The organism is Pseudarthrobacter sulfonivorans (assembly GCF_014712225.1).
Taxonomy (GTDB): Bacteria; Actinomycetota; Actinomycetes; order Actinomycetales; family Micrococcaceae; genus Arthrobacter; species Arthrobacter sulfonivorans.
Genome location: NZ_JACXBW010000017.1, coordinates 34,165 through 53,783, shown reverse-complemented (window position 1 = coordinate 53,783; position 19,619 = coordinate 34,165). Strand labels below are relative to the sequence as shown.

The 19,619-nt window shown below is 61.2% G+C and carries 19 protein-coding genes; 8 read left to right on the top strand and 11 right to left on the bottom strand.

Annotation, left to right across the window (positions count from 1 at the left end; all coding sequences use genetic code 11):
* Positions 1-3: 3 nt before the first annotated feature.
* The 4 genes from IAQ70_RS18655 (at position 4) to IAQ70_RS18640 (ending at position 3,447) form a co-directional block, all read left to right on the top strand.
* Positions 4-1,191, top strand: a complete 1,188-nt coding sequence (locus IAQ70_RS18655) for a thiolase family protein (protein ID WP_190991014.1) — start codon at positions 4-6, stop codon at positions 1,189-1,191.
* Entirely contained in the window at positions 1,191-1,610 is a 420-nt protein-coding gene (locus IAQ70_RS18650) for a Zn-ribbon domain-containing OB-fold protein (RefSeq protein ID WP_190991011.1), read from the top strand. The genes IAQ70_RS18655 and IAQ70_RS18650 overlap by 1 nt, the downstream gene beginning before the upstream one ends.
* Positions 1,611-1,662: 52 nt before the next feature.
* Positions 1,663-2,337, top strand: a complete 675-nt coding sequence (locus IAQ70_RS18645; protein WP_190991009.1) for a FadR/GntR family transcriptional regulator — start codon at positions 1,663-1,665, stop codon at positions 2,335-2,337.
* Positions 2,338-2,721: 384 nt separating this feature from the next.
* Complete coding sequence (locus IAQ70_RS18640; RefSeq protein ID WP_190991007.1) at positions 2,722-3,447, top strand: FadR/GntR family transcriptional regulator; 726 nt, start codon at positions 2,722-2,724, stop codon at positions 3,445-3,447.
* 55 nt (positions 3,448-3,502) lie between these two features.
* Here the strand turns inward: IAQ70_RS18640 and IAQ70_RS18635 are convergent, their stop codons facing one another.
* From IAQ70_RS18635 to IAQ70_RS18620, 4 genes are all read right to left on the bottom strand, one after another.
* Positions 3,503-5,257, bottom strand: a complete 1,755-nt coding sequence (locus tag IAQ70_RS18635; RefSeq protein WP_190991005.1) for an FAD-dependent oxidoreductase — start codon at positions 5,255-5,257, stop codon at positions 3,503-3,505.
* 9 nt (positions 5,258-5,266) lie between these two features.
* Positions 5,267-5,614: a Dabb family protein gene (locus tag IAQ70_RS18630; RefSeq protein ID WP_190991003.1), complete on the bottom strand. Its 348-nt coding sequence runs from the start codon at positions 5,612-5,614 to the stop codon at positions 5,267-5,269.
* Entirely contained in the window at positions 5,611-7,269 is a 1,659-nt protein-coding gene (locus tag IAQ70_RS18625) for an FAD-dependent oxidoreductase (protein WP_190991001.1), read from the bottom strand. The genes IAQ70_RS18630 and IAQ70_RS18625 overlap by 4 nt, the downstream gene beginning before the upstream one ends.
* A gap of 184 nt (positions 7,270-7,453) precedes the next feature.
* The gene (locus IAQ70_RS18620; protein ID WP_190990999.1) at positions 7,454-8,251 is read right to left on the bottom strand and encodes an IclR family transcriptional regulator; all 798 of its coding nucleotides are present in this window, start codon (positions 8,249-8,251) and stop codon (positions 7,454-7,456) included.
* A 395-nt stretch (positions 8,252-8,646) separates the two neighbouring features.
* Between IAQ70_RS18620 and IAQ70_RS18615 the strand changes: the two genes are divergently transcribed.
* The 3 genes from IAQ70_RS18615 to IAQ70_RS18605 all read left to right on the top strand — a co-directional run bounded on the left by IAQ70_RS18615 (position 8,647) and on the right by IAQ70_RS18605 (position 11,975).
* Positions 8,647-9,999, top strand: coding sequence for an MFS transporter (locus IAQ70_RS18615; protein WP_190990997.1), 1,353 nt, complete (start codon positions 8,647-8,649; stop codon positions 9,997-9,999).
* Between the two features lie 173 nt (positions 10,000-10,172).
* On the top strand, positions 10,173-11,177 hold the full coding sequence (locus IAQ70_RS18610; RefSeq protein ID WP_190990995.1) for an aldo/keto reductase: 1,005 nt from the start codon (positions 10,173-10,175) through the stop codon (positions 11,175-11,177).
* A 3-nt stretch (positions 11,178-11,180) separates the two neighbouring features.
* On the top strand, positions 11,181-11,975 hold the full coding sequence (locus tag IAQ70_RS18605; RefSeq protein ID WP_190990993.1) for an NAD(P)-binding domain-containing protein: 795 nt from the start codon (positions 11,181-11,183) through the stop codon (positions 11,973-11,975).
* Positions 11,976-12,114: 139 nt separating this feature from the next.
* On the opposite strand, the gene IAQ70_RS18600 is transcribed toward IAQ70_RS18605, so the two are convergent.
* The 7 genes from IAQ70_RS18600 to IAQ70_RS18570 are packed head-to-tail and all read right to left on the bottom strand — an operon-like array spanning position 12,115 to position 18,006.
* On the bottom strand, positions 12,115-13,065 hold the full coding sequence (locus tag IAQ70_RS18600; protein WP_190990991.1) for a Gfo/Idh/MocA family oxidoreductase: 951 nt from the start codon (positions 13,063-13,065) through the stop codon (positions 12,115-12,117).
* The gene (locus IAQ70_RS18595; protein WP_190990989.1) at positions 13,062-13,913 is read right to left on the bottom strand and encodes a class III extradiol dioxygenase subunit beta; all 852 of its coding nucleotides are present in this window, start codon (positions 13,911-13,913) and stop codon (positions 13,062-13,064) included. The genes IAQ70_RS18600 and IAQ70_RS18595 overlap by 4 nt, the downstream gene beginning before the upstream one ends.
* A complete protein-coding gene (ligA, locus tag IAQ70_RS18590; protein ID WP_190990987.1) occupies positions 13,913-14,311 on the bottom strand; it encodes a protocatechuate 4,5-dioxygenase subunit alpha in 399 nt (132 codons plus the stop codon). The genes IAQ70_RS18595 and ligA overlap by 1 nt, the downstream gene beginning before the upstream one ends.
* Positions 14,312-14,313: 2 nt before the next feature.
* Positions 14,314-15,207, bottom strand: a complete 894-nt coding sequence (locus tag IAQ70_RS18585) for an amidohydrolase family protein (RefSeq protein WP_190990985.1) — start codon at positions 15,205-15,207, stop codon at positions 14,314-14,316.
* A complete protein-coding gene (locus tag IAQ70_RS18580) occupies positions 15,204-16,223 on the bottom strand; it encodes an amidohydrolase family protein (protein ID WP_190990983.1) in 1,020 nt (339 codons plus the stop codon). The genes IAQ70_RS18585 and IAQ70_RS18580 overlap by 4 nt, the downstream gene beginning before the upstream one ends.
* Positions 16,220-17,329 (bottom strand): 4-oxalomesaconate tautomerase, encoded by a 1,110-nt coding sequence (locus IAQ70_RS18575; protein WP_190990981.1) that lies wholly within the window; start codon positions 17,327-17,329, stop codon positions 16,220-16,222. Before IAQ70_RS18575 ends, IAQ70_RS18580 begins: the two co-directional genes overlap by 4 nt.
* Positions 17,326-18,006 (bottom strand): 4-carboxy-4-hydroxy-2-oxoadipate aldolase/oxaloacetate decarboxylase, encoded by a 681-nt coding sequence (locus IAQ70_RS18570; protein WP_190990979.1) that lies wholly within the window; start codon positions 18,004-18,006, stop codon positions 17,326-17,328. The genes IAQ70_RS18575 and IAQ70_RS18570 overlap by 4 nt, the downstream gene beginning before the upstream one ends.
* Positions 18,007-18,226: 220 nt before the next feature.
* Between IAQ70_RS18570 and IAQ70_RS18565 the strand changes: the two genes are divergently transcribed.
* Positions 18,227-19,597: an MmgE/PrpD family protein gene (locus IAQ70_RS18565; protein ID WP_190990977.1), complete on the top strand. Its 1,371-nt coding sequence runs from the start codon at positions 18,227-18,229 to the stop codon at positions 19,595-19,597.
* The last annotated feature ends 22 nt before the right edge of the window (positions 19,598-19,619 follow it).

Here is a 19,619-nt window from a genome sequence, read left to right as displayed (position 1 = left end):
AGAATGGGCAGAGTGGCAGTCATTGGATATGCGGCAACACCGGTAGGCCGGTTGCAGCCACGGACCGGGGACGCAGGTTCACTTGAGCACGAAGTCCTCGCGGACGTTGTGCTCCGGGCCGTCGAGATGGCCCAGGTGGACAAGTCGGATATTGGGGGCCTGAGCTTCGCGCAGCCCCGTCCGTATACCCAGCAGAAGTACTTCGGGACGTTTATGGCCAGCTATTTGCAGCTGCCCTGTGACGGCTTCGTGGCTGAGGTTCTCGGCAACGGAATGACCGGTGGCCTCGCCTTCGAGCATGCTGCCGACAACATCCGCTCGGGACGGGCGAAGGTGGCCCTTGCCCTCGGCGTAAACTACGAGACCGCCATCTCTTCGGGTGAGCACATGATGAGCTCCATGCGCGCCGTCGGGGACGTGGACTTCCAGGCCCCCTTCGGTATCACGCCCATTGCGTGGTACGCCATGGACATGATGCGCTACATGCATGAGTTTGGGGTCACGCGCGAGGACGTGGCAACCGTGGCCGTGAAGAACCGCCACCACGCCAGCTTGAATCCGCTGGCCCAGTACCGCAAGCCCATTACCCTGGACGAGGTCATGGCCCAGCCGACTATCGTCCACCCCCTGGGGCTCTATGAAGTGCCCCCGCGAAGTGACGGCGCGGTGTGCCTGGTGTTGGCTGACGAGGACGTGGCCCGCGCCAGCGGCCGGCCCTACGTCCTGGTCCGCGGCACAGGCTTCCACCATGAGGGTGCCCACCAGATCACGGCCACACCCAACGACATGATCGCCCTGAACGCTGCCCAGAAGGCTGGCGGCCAGGCTTTCGCTGAGGCCGGGCTGAAGCCCTCCGATCTTGACTTCGCGGAGCCGTACGCCCCCTGCACGATCGTAGAGGTCCTGGTCAGCGAGGCGCTGGGCATCGTTCCGCGCGGTGCGGGCGCCAAATTTGCGGCAGAGGGCAGGACCTCCTTGGGTGGTGACATTCCCATCTCCACCTCGGGCGGACTGACGTCCCGGGGCCACCCGGCCTACGTCACCCCGCTGTACAACCTCCTGGAAGCCGTGGAGCAGTTGATGCACCAGGCGGGCGACCGTCAGGTCCAGGACGCCTCGATCGGCCTGGCCACCGCTGAACTTGGCAACTACAACGCAGCTCTCGTGCACATCCTTGAAAGGGTTTCCTGATGATCAACACCGTCCAGCTGAACCACCCCCACCCCTACCCACCGCGGAAAACCCCGTTCACCACCCCGTTCTGGCAGGCGCTGGCAGAAGGGCGTTTCATCAGCACGCGGTTGGGGGCGGGCGGGGCCATCACCTTTCCGCCGAGGGACTTCGATCCGGCAACGTGGAGCAGGGATATCGAGTGGGTGGAATTGTCCGGGCGCGGCACACTCTACTCAGTGACGTCCGTCCACGCAGCTCCGGAGGCGTTCCGTGAGTTCACGCCGTACCAGGTCGCGATCGTCGACCTGGATGACGGGCCCCGTTTGGCCACGGCATTCCTCGGGCCGGTGGACACCCCGCTGGATTCACCGATAGAGATCGTGGCAATGCGTTACACCGACGACATTGCATTCGCCGCCAGGCCCCTGGTCGCCTGAAGCCGTGACGGGGGCATTCCAGCCATTCGCCAGCGTCAGGCCAAGGCGTGCGGTGGATGAGATCATCGAGCAAATTCGAAGCCGTATCCAGTCCAATGAGCTCAACCCGGGTGAAAGACTACCCAGCGAACGGGATCTGGCTGAGCAGCTCGGCGTCAGCCGGAACACCCTTCGTGAGGCTCTTCGGATGCTGGAATCCTCCGGGCTCGTCACACTGAAAAAAGGATCCACCGGCGGGGCGTTCCTCAACGACTCGAATTCGGCAGCCCTGGCCCAGGGCCTGTTCGATGGGATGGGGCTGCGGCAGTACGACGCCAAGGAACTCATCGATGTCCGTCTCGTCCTGGTGAACTACGTTGCTGAACAGGCGTGTCTGCACGCCACAGACGCTGAGATTGAGGAACTGGCCGCCGTCGTGCGTTCCTCGGAGGAAGCCGAAACCAAATACCTCGACTTCGAGGATCGTCTGGAGCGCCACATCCTGTTTCACCGGAAGCTCGCTCAGATCGCCCACAACGGGATTTCCGAGGCGCTGACCGGACCGCTCCTGGAAATTACGCGGCACTTTCATCAGAATGCTGGCCCCACGGGTGGGTTGGAGACCCACGGAACCCGCCGTCAACTCGTGCAGGCGCTAAGGGACCGGGATCCGCACGCCGCAAAGCAGGCATTGACGAAACACTTTGATCTGCTCCACCGCCGCATCCAAGCCGGGGACCCCGGATAGCCAGCCACTAAAAAGGAAGCCAGTCCCGGGTCATGCCTGGGGCTGGCTTTTCCATGCTCCTGAGCTTGCACGCGCAGTCCTCGGCAGTTCCGTCACGAATAAGCTGACCTTGGCTGTTTCGCCGTCACGCTCAGGCCTGGAGATCCCGCTCGAAGACTCAGCAGACCGGCCGTGACTACCGTAGCCATGGTGCCCTCAGTATGTGTATGGTTGATCCATTACTTGGGTGATTGAAGTCTCACACGTGTAAACGCCGTAGAGAATGTGTTTCATGGGCCGGATGCCAAATCAACGTAGGCTGGCACCCGAACCAGACAATGGTCCCTGCGGTTACGATACTCGAACGTATGGACAGCACCCACGCCGGTTAAACGAAGGTAGACAGTGGATTACTCAGCTCAGCCGTTCGCGCAGGTACAGCCGCGCCGCGCCGTGGATGCAATCATGAAGCAGATCCGCGACCGCATCCAATCCAACGAACTCAGGCCAGGTCAGAAGCTGCCCGCCGAGCGGTTGTTGGCGGAGCAAATGGGCGTCAGCCGGAACACCGTGCGTGAAGCTATTCGCATGTTGGAGGTCTCCGGCCTGGTCACCTTGAAGAAGGGGGCAACAGGCGGTGCGTTCCTCAATGATTCGAACACGGCTGCCTTATCGCAGAATATTCGCGATGGCATCAACCTTAACCAGTACGACGCTACCGATCTCATCGACGTGCGCTTGGTGCTGGAGACTTACGCTGTCGAGCGGGCCTGCCTCCACGCGACGGACGAAGAGATCGATGAATTGGCTGCCATTGCCCGGCAGTCAAAACTTGCGGAGAGTTCCGAACCGAGTTACGAACACCGGCTGGTTCTGCATATGGATTTTCACCGGAAGCTCGCCACCTTCGCCCATAACCGCGTGCTCGAGGTATTGACCGAGCCGCTGCTGGAAATGACCCGGCAGTTCCACCTCAAGTCCGGACCGGCCGCGGGAATGGAAACCCACGAACTCCGTGCCCGCTTGGTCCAGGCGATCCGGGACCGCGATTCTGAAGCTGCCACAACGGTCTTGGCTGAGCACTTCACGGCACTGCAAGACCGCCTCCTTGCCGTCACCCTCCACAGCTGAAAATGACTGATGCTCCGGAGCCCCGGCATGGGCTCCGGAGCATCAGTATTCAGAATTACACGCCGATCTTCGCGGCACGCTCCGCAGCTCCGGCGTGACCGGACTCCGCGGCCAGCGCAGCGATGTCCCGTCCCATGCGGTAGCCAAATACCAGGGCCGGGCCGATGTGGGAGCCATATCCGGGATAGCCGCCGCCGAATACGGAGACTGCAGCGGCGCCCACAGAGAACAGCCCCGGGATTCGCGATCCGTCGGCCCGGATCACCGCGTTGTGCGAGTCGACGTCGATTCCGGCGAAGGTGCCCAGGTCGCCCATGCGCACTTTGGCGGCAAAGAACGGACCCTTGTCCAATGATGCCAGGTTCGGGTTGGGCTTATGCTCCATGTCCCCGCGGAAGTGGTTGTAGGCGGTAGAGCCACGGCCGAACTGGGTATCCTCGCCGGCAACGGCATCCCGGTTGAAACGCTCAATGGTGGCCGTCAGCCCGGCTGCGTCGACGCCGATCTTCCGGGCCAGCTTTTCCAGGGTCTTGCCCTTAACCAGGTACCCCATCTTGTAGAACAAGGTACGGGGGATCGGCCGAGGTTTGGCATAGCCAATGCCGTACTTGTCCATGAGCTTACTGTCGCCCACGATCCACGCGTAGACAGAGTCCTCGTCCTTCATGTGCTTCAGCATCTGTCCGCCGAAATCGTGGTAGCTCAGGGCTTCGTTCCCGAAACGCTTGCCGTTGCAGTCCACGGTGATCATGCCCGGGAGCCCGATCTGGCGCAGGTGCGGGAAGAGGCGCTCGGCACCGGTGCGCAGGTACTTGAAGACCGTGACGGGTGCCCATGAGCCTACCGAGGAGACCTCGGAATTGATCCTGCCGCCGACCTTCATGGCCATCCGTGCCGAGGAGCCGTCATGGCCCTGGGTCGGGGTGAAGTGCTCCCCGCCGTTGCGGTCATGCGGAAAGTACTGCCTGCGCAGGGCATCATCTCCGGAGAAGCCGCCGCCGGCCAACACCACGCCCAGCCTTGCCTCCACCCGGCCTGCGTGTTCGCCGGAAAGGACCGCACCGGTGACCGCGCCGCCGTCGTCAATTACCAACTCCTCCACGGGAGTGGAGGTCCACACGCGCACGCCCGCGTCCAGCGCGGAAGCGACCATGCGGGTCATCAGGGCCGAGCCGTTGGTGCGCCTGAGGGGCTGCTGGAACAGCGCAGTGTCCACCCAGGTCCTCAGCAGCTTGCCGGCCGTGTAGGTAAAGGCCTTTACGGACTGATTGGCCTTCAGGATCGTGCTCAGGTCCGGACCCACCTGCGGCATGTAGCCGAAAACGGTGTAGGAGCTAAGGTATGGCTGCAGTTCCTTGCGGCGGTTGCCCAGCATGCGGATGTCGGCATCGGTGGGCAGGATGGCGCGGCCGCCGAGTCTGGCGCCCGGCAGGTCCATCTGGTAGTCGGGTGCCTTCTCCGGATAGCTGAAGGTGACCTCGGTGTGGTCCTCGAAGAAATCAATGGCTTCCGGAACGGTGTCCAGGAACCCGGCGATGCCGTCCTCGTTGTATGTCTTCGGCGCCAGGGCCTTCAAGTACGTTTCGGCTTCGGCGCGGGTGTCGCCCGTGGCCGCAGCGCCCTTGCGGTTGCCGGGGACCCAGGCCCATCCGGCGGATAGCGCGGTGGTGCCGCCGAAGTGCGGAGACTTTTCCGCGACGATGACATTCAGGCCGTCGTGCGCGGCCCGCAGCGCGGTAGCCATGCCGGCCGCACCGGAACCGACGATGAGTATGTCGCAGCGGTGGATAGCGGTGGGGGTGTCAGTCATGACTGTTTCCTAGCGTTTGGAGGTCAAGGCAGCGCTGCCTGAAGGGGTGAGGGGCGTCGCTGAACCGTCGAGTTCGAGATCCACATAGGCGAGGTCCTGCACGTTCGGCAGTGAGTAGGGCTTGATGGCCTCGTGGAGGGGGTGGGTGTTGTAGACGGCGAGTGCATTGCGATCCTGGAAGTCCGCAACGATGACGTGGTCCCACGATCTGTCCGTGTTCAAAACGTCAGGTCCGTGGGCCAGCGAAAGCAGGCCGGGGATATTGCCTTCCAGCTGCTCCAGGCCGGTGATCCAGCTGGCGCGGATTTCTTCGGTGAAGCTGTCCTTCCAGCGGAACATGACGATGTGCCGGATCATGCGGGCACCGACTCGGACTCGGCCGCGTAATGGGCCGGTTGATCGGCCAACCGGCGGCCGGCCAGGTACGCCATGGTCATCAGCGGGCCCAGGGTCGCCCCGGCGCCGGGATATCCGGCGGCATAGGGGCTCTCGGTGGTGTTGCCGGCGGCGAAGAGGCCAGGGATGGTGTTTCCGTCGACGTCGAGGACCTGGCCATTTCCGTCAGTGGCCACACCTCCGCAGGTCCCGAAGGCTCCGTTGACAACCTCGAGGGCGTAGTAAGGCCCGTACTGCAGCGGCCCCAGCGAGGGGTTCGGCCACGGGTTGTCCGCGTCCCCCCAGTAGCGGTCGTACTCTGAAGACCCCCGCCCGAAGTCGGGGTCCTCGCCCTGGACGGCGTTGACATTGAACCGCTCCACAGTGGCTTCGAGGTTTTCTGCGGGGACGCTGATCCGGGCGGCGAGGTCGGCCAGCGTCGGCGCCTCGATGAGCCAGGCCGGGGTGGGGTCGCCGGCGCGGTGGTCCATGATGCCGTAGCGCTCGAGGTAGGACTGGTCGAAGACCACGTGGGCCGGGGTGTTCAGTGTCTGGTTGTTCGCCGAATCCCAGGAGTGCAGCACGCGGGCCAGGTCGTTGTAGTTCTGTGCCTCATTCGCGAAGCGCTGGCCGTGGCGGTTGATCATGATGGAGCCGGGCCCCTGGCGCTCGAACCGCAGCAGCGAACCGACAGGTTCCCCGTCCCGCATTGTCCCGGTCAGGGACATGGGCGCCCACCAGGCTTCGCGGGTGCCACGGGTCATGGCACCGATGCGCTGGGCCATCTTCAGGGCGTCCCCGGTATTTGAGGGCGGTGAGCACATGGTGTACAGACGGGTGGCGAGCATCGAGTCTGCCAGCTGCCGGTCCCACTCGAAACCGCCCGCGGCCAGCACCACGCCTGCGCTCGCTTCGAATTCGGTACCGTCACTGAGTACGACGCCGGTCACGCCACTCTCGCTGGTAAGGAGCCTTTCAGCGCGTGCCTCGACAGCGAAATGAACGCCATTTTTGAGGCATGCGCTGATGAGCATGGCTACAAGGGCGTGGCCCTTGGCCGCAAACCCGTTGGCCTGACGCTCATTCAGGTCGTCCCACGGGAAAGCGGTGAAGGCGCCCCAGTCCTCGTATTCCTGCATGGTGTAGGGGAGCCGGCCGTCCGTGCGGACGTGCTGGGCCATGGGGCCGAGGGCCTCGTGGCAGTTGAACAGCTCGGGCTCCACCGTCCTGCCGCCCTTAACGGCGCCGGGCAGATCCTGGCGGTAGTCCGGGAAGTTGTCCAGGAAGATGAACCGCACTCCGAGTTCGTCCGCCGCGAAGCGGAGCATTGTGTCGCCGTGGTCCAGGGCTGCGTCGAGCAGTTCGGACCGGCCGCGGCCGCGGGCCACAGCCTCCACGTACTCACGGCCGGCGGATTTTGAATCGTTGATGCCGGCTTCGCGGGCGTAGTGGTTGTCCACCACCCAGAGCATGCCTCCGGACACAGCGGAGGTGCCTCCCAGCAGCTCGGACTTTTCCAAAACGATCACGGACTGGCCTGCATGGGCTGCGGTGGCAGCGGCTGTGAGTGCGCCCGCACCGGAGCCCACCACGACGATGTCATAGCGGCCGGCGTTCTCAGCATTGAGGATGCGCATTTGGTTCTTTCACTCTCCATGGGTCTGACGTCCAGCGGGGGCTGGAACAATTCCCTGAGCGTGGCACGGCGGCAGGCGCTTACCGAGATGGTGTTCCATTGATTCGAACACCTGAGTCGTTGAACGGAACAGGGCGGTTTGGTGCCCGCAGGAGGCTGATGTTCGCCGGTCGGCCTAGGGGCGTTCAGGTCGGCGCGGGGAGGCTTCGGCGCATTGTGCCAATGGGTGCCGGGATGTACCCAAGGCGGCGGGAGATGGCACGGGCAGCCATCTGCATTTGGGGGACGAGCGCCGGAACGTTTTCCTGGCCCCTGGTGACGATAGCGGTGAGGCACGCCAGGGGCTGATCTCCGTCCGCGAAGATCGGCACGGAGATCCCGCTGGACTCATCCACGATGATTCCGGCCATGGAGCAATATCCGGTCTGGCGGATGATGGCCAGGACTTTCCGCAGCTCCCGCGAATCCGTCACCGTGGCATCTGTCAGTTTCTCTAGTCGTCGGCTCAGGAACCGTTCTTGATCCGTCTCGGGGGCGAAGGCCATGAAGACCAAGCCGCCCGAACAACCATGGACCGGGAGGCGGCCGGCGATCCTGGTGATGTTGACGACGGATTCGTTTAACGCCAGCCGCTCGATGTACAGAACATCGGTGCCCTCGAGTACGCCCAGCGAAATGTTGTGGCCGGTGTGGGCGGCCAGGTCCTCCATGACCGGCAGGGCGGACTCGCGAAGGCTGGCGGCCCGGGAACCGCTGGAGGCCAGCTCCCAGAGCCGGTGGCCATGCCGCAGCCGTCCGGATGGGTCCCGGATCAGCAGGCCCTCAATCTCCAGTTCACCTACGAGGCGATGCACTGTGGACACGGGCAGGCCGACCTTACGGCTTAGCTCCCGCAGGTGAAGGGCAGGGGCGTCATCCGCAAAGGCACCAAGAATCCGAACGACACGGTGAATGACGGATTCCCCGGAGGGTGAATTGGCCACGGGACGCCTCTCAGTAGGGGAAGTGCTTTCATCATACCGATGAACGGAACACCCTGGGTCTCGGTGCCCGCTGTGGTAGTGCGTCGATGAACACGGCCACCGGAACCAGCCGTCGGCCGGAAGCCAGCGCAACACCAGCGAGCCGGGCAAGAACAGCACCAGCTGATTGCCGATTGCACCGTTGACTACTCCGCCCTCTCCAGGGGCAGCGGTTGCGACAAGACGCGGTATTGACTATATGGCTTAGATCACTATCATTGGAGCAATGGTTCCTCCATTGAGATCCTGCGAGGGCTACCTCCTCCAGCCGTTGACCTGCTGGACACCCCTGCTTCGATTCAGCCGCCCCGAGAATCACCACTCAAGCGGGGCCTATCCTTACACAAAGGAGTGTTATGTCCACAACAAACGAACAGGTGCGTGTGTTGACGCCTGAACAAAAGGAGAAGGAAGTCCGTCGTGTTGTCGGTTCTAGCTTCCTCGGAAGTGTCATCGAGTACTACGATTTTTTCGTCTATGCCTCCGCGGCATCGCTGGTTTTCGGCCCGGTGTTCTTCTCCAACCTGGATCCCCTGGCCGGCACGATTGCCTCTCTGGCAACGTTTGCGGCCGGTTACGTTGCCCGTCCGGTCGGAGGCCTGATCTTCGGCCATTTCGGTGACCGGCTTGGCCGCAAGAAAATGCTCGTCCTCTCAATGGCGGGGATGGGCATCGGCTCCTTCCTGATGGGCCTGATTCCTCCGGCTGATGCCATCGGGTCCTGGGGCGCTGTCATGCTGGTTACGCTGCGCGTAGTTCAAGGCATCTGTGTGGGCGGCGAATGGGGCGGTGCGGCCTTGATGTCCCTGGAGCATGCCAAGGCGAAAAAACGCGGCTTTGCCGCGTCGTTCGCTACCGCCGGAAGCTCGTTTGGCACTTTCCTGGGAACCGGTGCCATGGGTGTTGTCGCACTGCTGCCCCACGATGCATTCCTTACTTGGGGATGGCGCCTACCGTTCCTTGCCTCCGCGGCCTTGCTGGTTATCGGCTTGATCGTACGCGCCAAGGTTTCCGAGAGCCCTGTCTTCGAAGCTGCCATGGCTGCCCAAGAGGAAAAGAAGAAGGAGTCCGCCCCTCTCATGGAGGTACTTCGCCACCCCAGGATTCTCATCCTGACCACCTTGAGCTGCATATCCTTGTTCAGCATGTCCGCTATGATCAGCACCTTTGGACCAACCTATGCTGTCGCTGGCGGTGCCAGCAGCTCCAGCGTTCTGTTCGGCTTGTCCATCAGCGGGCTTTTCTCTTCTGCAGGGGTCCTGGTCTTCGGCAAACTGTCGGATACCTTGGGCCGCCGCTGGCTCATGATGGCAGGAGGCATTGCAGTCGCGCTGTTGATCTATCCACTCTTCGCGGCCATTGGGTCCGGAACCATCGCGCTTGTCTTTATCGCCTTCGTGACCCTAAAGGTCCTCTACTCGATGATCTATGGTCCGATGGCGGCATTCCTTGCCGAGCAGTACCCGCCCCGGTCGCGGTACACCGGCATCTCGCTCAGTTACCAGCTGGCCAGTTTGATTGGCGCCGGCTTCACCCCTGTCATCCTTGCCTCCCTTTATGCGGCATCCGGTAAGGACATTGGTCCCGTCATTTGGTTCATGGTGGGCATGTGCGCGATCAGCGTGGCGGCCGTTTTCCTTACACGTGAGACCAAGGACAACGACATCATGACGGGCGCGGCGACTAAGGAATTCGCAAGCAAACCTTAAAGCGTCGGCCCTAGCCGATGAGCCGACTCACAAAATGATTCGGGTCATCGGTGGGCCGCCCGGCTACTGAGCACAGGCAAGGCCCGGACGAAGCCCCATCGTCTGGGCCTTGCCTGTGCTGATCGCAGCCGTTGCCTGTTTCCACCTGACTCGAACCGACCGGAAGTAGTTTTATGCATTACATCAAGCTTCGTGACCTCACCGTCTCCGCGATCGGGCTCGGCTGCATGGGTATGTCCCATCTCTACACGGGCCATAGGCAAGCAGATAAAGAGTCGATCCGTACCATCCACCGTGCCTTGGAACTGGGCGTGACCCACTTTGACAGCGCGGAGCTCTACGGGCCCTTCAGGAATGAAGTACTCCTGGGGAAGGCTCTGAGGGGCCGCCGCGACCAGGTGGTTCTTACTTCCAAGTTCGGTCTGATCTCCCACGTGGGGAACGCCGGACCCGCGGACAGCTCGGCCTCAAACATCCGCGCCGCGGTGGAAGGCTCCCTCACGCGCCTGGACACCGATTACATCGATCTGTATTACCAACACCGCGTTGACAAGACGGTGCCCATCGAAGACGTCGTGGGAACGTTGACCGAACTCATTGCCGAGGGCAAGATCCGCCACATCGGCCTCTCGGAGGCGGGGCCGGACACCATCAGGCGGGCGAATGCGGTCTATCCGGTCACCGCGCTGCAGTCCGAATACTCGCTGTGGACCCGTGATGGCGACGATGGAACCCTGGAACTGTTGAAGGAACTCGGGATCGGTTTTGTGCCTTACTCACCTCTCGGCCGCGGTCTGCTTAGCGGAAAGATCCAGTCCCTTAGCCAGCTCGATCAGGACGACTGGCGTTTGAGTAACCCGCGCTTTATGGACGGTGCATTGGAAAAGAACCTCGAGGTGCTCACAGAGGTGGAATCCGTGGCCGAGGAGGCCGGTGCGACCCTGTCCCAGGTGGCGCTGGCCTGGTTGCTATGCAAGGGGAAGGACTGGTCGCCGATTCCGGGCACCATTCGGGTTGAGCACCTTGAAGAAGACCTGCATGCGCTGGACGTCAAGCTCACCCCGGAACAAATCTATGCTCTGGATAACGTCACGCAGCCAGTGGGCGATCATCACACTGCCGCCCAAATGCGGCTTTTCGACCGGGAAAACTCGCTCAGCGCACGCGTGGGGCAATAGCCCATGACTACGCATCCCAAAGTAGCCTTTATCGGTCACAGCGAAGCCGGGTCCGTAATCGCCGGCGAGCTGATTAAGGCGGGGTTCGACGTCGTCGGTTTCGATTCCGCGGTGAGCAAATCACCCGTTGCGCCTATGGCGGAGAGCCTTGAGGAGGCAGTAGCCGGCGCTGCCGTGGTTCTTTCCCTGGGCCCATCCTCCGCGCCGTCCAGGGTTGCCGAGAGCGTGGTGCCCCTCCTTGCCAAGGCTGCTCTTTACGGGGACCTGAGCACCGGCACGCCTGCCGTGAAAAAGGAACTTGCCGCGCTGTTTGACGACGGTTCATATGTGGATATCGCAGTTGCTGGGCAGGATCCGGTGTCCGGCGAAATACCAGCCCTGGATGTGTCCGGGACTGGCGCCAGGAAGTTGGTGGAACTGCTTGAACCGTCCAGGCTGCGCTTGGAGTATGTTTCCGAGATGCCGGGCGAAGCAACGGCGCGCCGGCTGCTCCGCAGCCTGCTGGCCAAAGGTATGGCCGGAGTCATCACGGACAGCCTGTGGGCCGCGGAGAGCATCGGACTGCAGAACTGGGCTTACCGGGAGATTCTAGAGGAATTTGAATCCCATTCCGCCGAAACGGCGAAGCGGTATCTTTCGGGTACCGCCCTGTATGTCAAGCGGCGGCAGATTGAAATGCTGGACGTCGTGGGGATGCTTAACGAAACCGGTTATGAGAGCACCATGATCGCAGCCATCGAGTTCACCTACGGGCGTATCCTCCATGGAAGAAAGATTCCGTTCAGCAAGGCGCCTTAGTTGCTGCGGGGTTCGCCGGACAACGTGAGGGGTGCTCCGTCTCTCGGATTTCAACTGTCAAGACAATTGAAATCCGAGAGACGGAGCACCCCTTTGCTGGTTAAGCTCTCGCTTTCGGTGGCCGCACTGGACCCCCGGCTTAGTACGCGAGCTGGTGCTGCAACGCGTCGAGCACTTCATAGCAGGGAAGAACCTGGCCCACGCTGGAGTTGGGCTCGCGATTCTCCTTGATGGCTGCCACGAACTCGCGGTCCTGCAGCTCGATGCCGTTCATGGACACCGCCACGTTGGAGACGTCGATGGGATCCTCTTTTCCATCGACAAGGTCGTCATACCGCGCGATGTAGGTGTTTGTATCACCGATGTAGCGGAAGAACGTCCCGATGGGGCCGTCGTTGTTAAAGGAGAGTGAAAGGGTACAAATCTTGCCTGTTTCGGTTTGGAGCTGGATGGACATGTCCATCGCAATGCCAAGCTCAGGATGCTTGGGCCCCTGGATGGCATTGGCTTTCACGATTTTTTCGCCGGTCTGGTACTGGAACAGGTCCACAGTGTGGGCTGCATGGTGCCACAGCAAGTGGTCGGTCCAGGACCGGGCCTGGCCCAGGGCGTTGGCATTGGTGCGCCGGAAAAAGTAGGTTTGCACATCCATTTGCTGGATGGCGAATTCGCCGGCGCTGATCTTGTTGTGCACAAATTGGTGCGAGGGATTAAACCGCCGCGTGTGGCCGGCCATGGCAACAAGGCCCGTCTCCTTTTGGACGTCCACGATTTCCCGCACGCCTGCCAGGGAGTCAGCCATCGGGATCTCAACCATGACGTGCTTGCCCGCACGCAGGGCTTCCAGGGTCTGGGCATGATGCATCTGGGTCGGTGTGGCAAGGATGACGCCGTCCAGGTCGTCCTGAGCCAGCAGTTCGGAGTAGCTGGTGAAGGCGGCTTTAGCCCGGTGTTTGACGGCTACCTCTTTCGCGATGTCCATCTTGCTGTGGGCAACATACTGGATTCTGGCGTCAGGGATTTGGGTGAGGGCGTCGAGGTGCTTGTGGCCGAAGGCTCCCAAGCCTACGACGGCAATATTGACAGTCATGCGTTTCCTCCTTGAGGGGTAAGGATCAGGTGGCCAACAGAGGTGTTGGAGGCGGGTACGTGGTTGAACCGGTGGACTTCGTCGACTTTGTCGCCGAGGGCGCCGCGCATGATGAGCCACATGATGAGTTCAACGCCTTCTGAACCTGCTTCCCTCATGTATTCGAGGTGGGGCTTGTACTGGAGCACTTCGGGCTGGTCGACGAGATCGTCCATAAACTTTTGGTCCCAGGGCAGGTTGATCAGGCCCGCACGGGCGCCCTGGATTTGATGGCTCATGCCGCCGGTGCCCCAGATCTGGACGTTGAGGTCCTCGTCGAACTCTTCCACCGCCCGACGTATGGCCTTGCCGAGGGAGAGGCAGCGTTCGCCGGAGGGCTGGGGGTACATCACGACATTCACGGCCAGGGGTATGACCTTGGAAGGCCATTTGTCTGGAGTGCCGTACATCAGTGACAGGGGAACTGTGAGGCCGTGGTCCACCTCAAGCACGTTCAACACAGTCAGGTCGAAGTCATCCAGGATGAGGGAAGCAGCCAGATGGGTTGCGAGCTCCGGAGCACCTTCGACGGACGGAACGGGCCTGGGCCCGTAGCCCTCGTCGCAGACCTCGAATGATTCGGCCACACCGATGGCAAAGGTGGGCATGATTTCCATGCCGAAGTACGAAGCGTGGTCGTTGTAGACGATAATTGCCACGTCAGGATTGTTGGTCTTGATCCAGCTTTTCGAGAACTCGTATCCCTGGAACATCGGCTTCCAGTAGTCGTCCTCTGTGCGGCCCATGTCGATCGCTGCGCCGACTGCGGGCACGTGGCTGGTCGCGACCCCAGCTGTAATTTTAGCCATTATGCTACGTCTCGTTCCTTCTTGGAGCGCCAGCCCTCAACGTTGCGGCCGCCGGCCAGCATCATTGCCTGGTACTGCTCCACGTTCATGTCGGTCATCGTGCTTACGGCCTGGACATACGACAGTCCTTCCGCCGCGAAAATCTTGGACAGGAAGTAGACGTTTCCGCCGTTGTCGAGCATCTTCTGGAAATCACGGGTAAGGACGGCCTGTTTCTGGTCCTCCGTCATCTCCCACTCGTCCAGGTAAGAGCGCTCGTCCGCCAAGAACCTCCTGCGGTTTTCCTCCTTGCGAAGGCTCATGCAAAACTCGTTCAACTGGAAGCCCTCGCGACCCTTCTCAATCGTGAAGATGGTTGTGCCCGGAAGGTCCTTGAACTGTTCAAAATCTGGCTTCATGGTCAGCTCCAATAAAGGTAGTTGGGGTTGGCTACGAGCAACTTCTCCTGCAAAGCCGGCGTTGCTGCTATGGACGGGACGTAGTCCACGAGAATTCCGTCGTCGGGCATCCCTTGTTTCATGTTGGGGTGCGGCCAATCCGTCCCCCACAGGACGCGGTCGGGGAACTCCTCCACGACGGTCCTGGCAAAGGGCACAACATCGGCATAGGCGGGTGCTCCACAGACCGTGATGCGGTCCGGGCAACTGACCTTCGAGATGACGTTGGAGTTCTCCTGCATGAAGCGCAGGAACTCGCCAAACTCTGTGCCGTCCACGGGTTTGGTAACGTCGGGACGGCCCATGTGGTCGATCACGATCGGAATGTTCAGGGAGGTGAAGAAGCCCCATTTTTCCCGGAGATCCGAAGGCTCGAAGTAGAGCACGACGTGCCAGCCCAGCGGACGGATCTTCTCTATGATTTCGCGGTAATACTCGTCGGGCTTGGGGTCCACCAAGCGTTTGACGTAGTTGAAGCGGACGCCTCGGACGCCCAGCTCGTGCATCTGTGCTAGTTCCGCCGGAGTTACCGAGGGCTTTACGGTGACGACGCCGCGCGCCCTGTCGTTCGAGTTCGCCAGGACATCCAGGAGGGCGGAATTATCCGTACCGTGGCAGGTTGCCTGAACCACTACGTTCTTCTCGAAGCCGAGGAAGTCGCGCAACGCGAAGAGGTGCTCCCTGCTGGCATCGCACGGGGTGTATTTCCGTTCTGGAGCGAAAGGAAAGATGTTGCCTGGCCCGAAAACGTGGCAGTGGGCATCGACTGCACCGGCTGGAACCTGAAACGTCGGCTTGCTGGGGGTGGGATCCCAGTCGAGCCAGTCGGAATCCTTCACGAAGGTGAGTGTGTTCATGGGACCAAGGCCTTCATCGTCTGGTTGAGTCGTGGAAAGACTGCGCGGGCGTTGTTGGCGAAGATGTCTTCGCGTTCTGCCGGGGAAATGTCAGCGGCCTCGATGTAGCGCTTCGTATCGTCAAAATACTGGCCCGTTTGGGGATCGGTGCCGCGCACGGCGCCGATCATTTCGGAACCAAAAAGAATGTTCTTGTTATCGATGACGTCAAGCAATAGGTCGATGCCGGGCTGGTGGTAAACGCAGGTGTCGAAGAAGACGTTGTTCATCAGGTGGGTATCAAGGGCCGGCTGCTTCAACATGTCTGCAAGTCCGCGGTAACGGCCCCAGTGATAGGGGACGGCTCCGCCGCCGTGGGGAATGATGAACCGCAGTGCCGGGAAGTCTTTGAACAGGTCACCCTGAAGCAGCTGCATGAACGCGGTGGTGTCTGCGTTCATGTAGTGCGCACCGGTGGCGTGGAAGTTGGAGTTGCACGACGCCGAGACGTGAATCATGGCGGGAACGTCCAGCTCCACCATCTTTTCGTACAGGGGGTACCAGTACTTGTCCGTCAACGGCGTTGTCTGCCACATCCCGCCGCTGGGGTCAGGGTTGAGGTTGCAGCCGATGAAGCCGAGCTCGTTGACGCAGCGCTCGAGCTCCTTGATTGATTCACTGAGATCGGCACCAGGGGACTGCGGCAGCTGACAGACACCGATGAATGACTCGGGAAAGAGATCCACGACGCGTTTGATCAGGTTGTTGCACGCAACGGTCCATTCAAGGCTGATCTGCTGGTCACCCTCGTGGTGGCCCATGGCGGACGCCCGTGGAGAAAAAATCGTTAAATCAATGCCGCGCTCGTTGATGAGGCGCAATTGGTTCTTCTCGACAGAGTCGATGATGCTCTGGTCGGAAATCTCCGGGTAGGCAGGGCTGGGCTTGCCGGCCTTGAATGCTGCCAGCTGATCGATCCGCCACTGATTGTGAAGTTCCGGGGCAGTTGTGTAGTGGCCGTGGCAATCAATGATCATGTGTTCTCCCGGAATACTTGAGGGACATAAACGGAGCCCGACATCAACATGCGGGCGGTGCGGAGTAAGGCGGACTTGGTCACGACCGGCTGGTCCGAGGAGTTGTCGACTTCCATCTGGACTGTAAAGAATCCGGAGGGGTGCTCGACCTGGACTTCCATGCCGGTACCGTCGCCGCGGCCGGGTGTATCCGGCGACCCGATTTTCTCGGCGACACTGCCCTTGAGCACACAGGCGGTGGCTACCGAGACGGCACCGAGAACACCGATGGATTCGTGGACCCTGTGCGGGATGAAGGTCCGGGTGCTGATGGACCCCCCTCCCTTGGCTGGTGCAAGCAGGCTCATCTTGGGAACCGTCTTGTTGGTGACATCGCCGAGATTCATCAGGGGTCCGAGCTGAAGGCGGATTTCTTCCACCCGGCCCCTCAGCTCCGCAGTTGCCTCGAGTTCGGCCGGAGTCTCATAGCCCGTTATGCCAAAATCGGAAGCGTTGAGGCAGGCCACCGGCATGCCGTTATCAACGCAGGTGACCTCGACTCCGTTGACGACGTCGGTCACGTTGCCTGTGGGCAGCAGCGAACCACAGCTTGAGCCAGAGACATCCTCGAAATTGATATTGACGGGAGCATGCGTCCCAGGAACGCCGTCGATGCGGGCGGAACCGGCGTAATTGACCACTCCTCCTGGAGTTTCCACAAACGCTGTGGCCTTCGAATCCGTGTTCACCATGTAGATGGCGACAGGAGTGACACCGTCAGCAGCAGGCAGAAGTCCGTTTTCAAGTGCGAAGGGACCCACTCCGGCCAGAATGTTGCCGCAGTTCTGTTGATCGCTGACCTCGGCACGGTCCGGCCACACCTGAAGAAAAAGATAATCTACGTCAATCCCGGGCCGGATGGACCTGTTGACGACGGCAACTTTTGAAGTGAGCGGGTGGCCGCCGCCCATTCCGTCGATCTCCCGTGGATCGGGTGAGCCCATGGCCGCCAGAAGGAAGGCATCCCGGGCGCCCCGCTCGGCCGGCAGGTCCTCGGCCAGGAAATACAGTGCCTTGGACGTGCCGCCGCGCATCACGGTGCAGGGGACCGCCATCTGACTGGTCATTGCTGGTAGTCCTCGTAGACCAGACCCTTGGCGGCAAGCCTGTCGCGCATGTTGTAAATGTCCAGGCCCAGCTCGCCTGACTTAAGTCGTGTCCGCTTTGCACTCTCATTCGCTTCACGCTCCCGGCCTTTGGCGAGGACGCTCGCGGCGTCCTCCCGCCGAACAACACAAACACCATCGATGTCGGCAACGATCACGTCACCGGGACGGACGAGCTGGTTGGCGATCACGACGGGAACCTGTACATTACCGACGGTCTCCTTCACGGTTCCTTGGGCGCCGATGGCCTTGGACCAGACCGGAAAATTCATGTCGGTCAGGGTGTCGACATCGCGAACACCGGCATCAATGATGAGACCGCGGACGCCGTGCGCGAGAAGACTTTCAGCGAGCAGGTCACCCAGATAGCCATCGTCACAAGGACTTGTCGGCGTCACGACCAAGATGTCACCGGCCTGGGCCTGCTCGACGGCAACGTGGATGGACCAGTTATCTCCCGGAGCAACCTCGCAGGTAAGTGCGTTTCCGGCCACCTTGGCGGGAAAGATAGGCCGCAAACGAATATCGAGCAGGCCGGTCCGACCCTGGGATTCATGCACGGTGGACACACCCAGTCCAGCAAGACCATCAACGATGTCCAAGGGCGTCCGTGGGGTACCGCGAACTACTACTGCCATGATTCTCCTTTGAATACCGCGGAATTCCGCGCGCTGCCGCGCCAAAGTCGGGTGTTCGAAACCGGCTTCCCGGTTGCCCCTGTTACACACTCTGGCACATTGGTTCATCCATTGATATGGTGGAGGTCACGACAGGTCTTGTCAAGACGGAGGAGAAAAAATGCAGTCCCAAAGCGTAGGCCAGAGCGGCGCCAACCAGCCGGCATCAGCAGACAAGCCGTTGCTCACCGTACTGGCCGAATTTGCGCACTCACTTGAAGGTGACGCCATTCCGTCTGCTGTACGCGACCAGGCCAAGCTCTGTCTCCTCGACACGCTGGGATGCATCATCGCTGGCTCCGTTACTGCGGAGGCCTCGGCCCTGCAGCGGGCGGAACGCCGTCTGAGCAGCGGCTCGGGAGTCCTGCTGTCTCCGAGTGAGGAGGCTCGAGTCTTGGGTTACATGGGTGACGTACTGGAACTGAATGACTTGATCGGGGGACACGCAAGCATTGGGATTGTTGCCGCGGTAATAGGTGCTGCCCGGCAAGCGGACTCTTCCGGGGAACAAGTCGTCGATGCAATTGTCGCGGGCATTGAAGTCACTTCCCGCCTTTATGAATCCACGGCATGGACCAAGAAGCCATACACAGAGTCGGGGATGGTCATCCCGAGCCTGGTTTCCGCGATAGGCGCCGCAGCCGCCGTGGCCCGACTGCGCGGTCTTTCCGTCGCCATGACGGCCGAAGCAATGGCCATTGCCGGTACCATCGTCAGCTGGGGTCCAGCCGAGGTCATCTTCGGCACGGGAGGAACCATCAAACCAATCCTGTTCGGTGCGTGCCCTGCGGACAGCGGCATCAAAGGCGTTGAGTATGCCCTGGCGGGACTTACTGGACCGCCGCACCTGATCGAAAGCCCACTCGGGCTCATGGCTGCACTCTCACACAGTTTTGACGAAAGTGAGATCCGTTCACCACGTGTATGGCACCTGCTCAAGCCGCAGCGGAAACTTCATGCATCCTGCGGGTATACCCACTCGAGCATCGACGCCGTCGTCGACCTCGTCCGCCAAGGCGTGAACGTCGCAGAAGCCAAGCGAATCAAAGTCCAGGTGCCCGAATACTTGCTGGCCGCCGTACGCAAGGACCACATGCCGGAAACGTCCAATGAAGCCCGCTTCCATCTGCAGTACTGCCTCGCTCTCGCGGCCAATGGTGCCGACTTCATCAGCCCGGCCCATACGCTCGAATTCGAACGATACGCGGCGTCCCCCGAAATCGCAGCGCTGGCAGACCGGATTGAAGTCACTTCGCTGGAAATCAGCGGCACAATTCACGCGAAACCCTACAACATTTCACGGGTAACCATTGAGGGGCATGACGGGGAAATAGTCGAAGGCGGTTGCAACGCCCCCCGGGGATCGGCCGCCAACCCACTGTCGGACGACGATGTTGTTCAAAAGTTCAGGCGTCTGGCATCTGCACGAATGGCCGACACCGAGATTGAATCGGGTATCAGCCTGATCCAGAATCTTGCCCGTCCAGGAAACGACCAAGGTCTTTGGGCGATCATCGACGACATCTTGGAAGCAGACGCGAAGGCCAGCTAAGTGCGCGGTGTGGGCATCAGGG

Excerpts from the sequence above, each read along its gene's own strand:
- IAQ70_RS18655 (WP_190991014.1), top strand. The coding sequence starts at position 4 with ATGGGCAGAGTGGCAGTCATTGGATATGCGGCAACACCGGTAGGCCGG.
- IAQ70_RS18650 (WP_190991011.1), top strand. The coding sequence starts at position 1,191 with ATGATCAACACCGTCCAGCTGAACCACCCCCACCCCTACCCACCGCGG.
- IAQ70_RS18635 (WP_190991005.1), bottom strand. The coding sequence starts at position 5,257 with ATGACTGACACCCCCACCGCTATCCACCGCTGCGACATACTCATCGTC.
- IAQ70_RS18630 (WP_190991003.1), bottom strand. The coding sequence starts at position 5,614 with ATGATCCGGCACATCGTCATGTTCCGCTGGAAGGACAGCTTCACCGAA.
- IAQ70_RS18625 (WP_190991001.1), bottom strand. The coding sequence starts at position 7,269 with ATGCGCATCCTCAATGCTGAGAACGCCGGCCGCTATGACATCGTCGTG.
- IAQ70_RS18615 (WP_190990997.1), top strand. The coding sequence starts at position 8,647 with ATGTCCACAACAAACGAACAGGTGCGTGTGTTGACGCCTGAACAAAAG.
- IAQ70_RS18610 (WP_190990995.1), top strand. The coding sequence starts at position 10,173 with ATGCATTACATCAAGCTTCGTGACCTCACCGTCTCCGCGATCGGGCTC.
- IAQ70_RS18605 (WP_190990993.1), top strand. The coding sequence starts at position 11,181 with ATGACTACGCATCCCAAAGTAGCCTTTATCGGTCACAGCGAAGCCGGG.
- IAQ70_RS18600 (WP_190990991.1), bottom strand. The coding sequence starts at position 13,065 with ATGACTGTCAATATTGCCGTCGTAGGCTTGGGAGCCTTCGGCCACAAG.
- IAQ70_RS18595 (WP_190990989.1), bottom strand. The coding sequence starts at position 13,913 with ATGGCTAAAATTACAGCTGGGGTCGCGACCAGCCACGTGCCCGCAGTC.
- ligA (WP_190990987.1), bottom strand. The coding sequence starts at position 14,311 with ATGAAGCCAGATTTTGAACAGTTCAAGGACCTTCCGGGCACAACCATC.
- IAQ70_RS18585 (WP_190990985.1), bottom strand. The coding sequence starts at position 15,207 with ATGAACACACTCACCTTCGTGAAGGATTCCGACTGGCTCGACTGGGAT.
- IAQ70_RS18580 (WP_190990983.1), bottom strand. The coding sequence starts at position 16,223 with ATGATCATTGATTGCCACGGCCACTACACAACTGCCCCGGAACTTCAC.
- IAQ70_RS18575 (WP_190990981.1), bottom strand. The coding sequence starts at position 17,329 with ATGACCAGTCAGATGGCGGTCCCCTGCACCGTGATGCGCGGCGGCACG.
- IAQ70_RS18570 (WP_190990979.1), bottom strand. The coding sequence starts at position 18,006 with ATGGCAGTAGTAGTTCGCGGTACCCCACGGACGCCCTTGGACATCGTT.